The 504-nt window shown below is 69.8% G+C and carries 1 protein-coding gene; it reads left to right on the top strand.

Features of this window, described 5'->3' with window-relative positions:
- On the top strand, positions 1-504 hold a 504-nt coding region (locus ADK36_RS10840; RefSeq protein WP_159391112.1), incomplete at both ends, for an acyltransferase domain-containing protein.

The following is a 504-nucleotide window of genomic DNA, read 5'->3' on the forward strand; positions in this document are numbered from 1 at the left end:
GAACAGGCGCCGGGTGTGGTCAGCGGCCAGGCCCAGGACGAACCCCGACTCGCGGTGCTCTTCACCGGCCAGGGAAGCCAGTACCCCGGCATGGCACAGGCTCTCACCAGCAGCTTCCCCGTCTTCCGCGACGCCTTCGAAGAAACCTGCACCCATCTCGACGCGCACCTGACCGGGCACGCCCCACACTCGGTCGCCGACGTCGTCCTCGGCGAACACGGCGAGCACGGCGACCTGATCCACCAGACCCTCTACACCCAGCCCGCCCTCTTCGCCATCGAAACAGCCCTGTTCCGACTACTGGAAGACCTCGGGCTGAAGCCGGACTTCCTCGCCGGACACTCCATCGGCGAACTCACCGCCGCCCACTGCGCCGGCATGCTCACCCTCCCCGACGCCGCCGCCCTGGTCGCGGCCCGCGCCCGCCTCATGCACACCCTCCCCACCGGCGGCGCCATGCTCACCACCACCGCCACCGAAACCGACGTGAGGGACTTCCTGCCG

The sequence above is a fragment of the Streptomyces viridochromogenes genome (genome assembly GCF_001270495.1).
GTDB classification, from domain to species: domain Bacteria; phylum Actinomycetota; class Actinomycetes; order Streptomycetales; family Streptomycetaceae; genus Streptomyces; species Streptomyces viridochromogenes_A.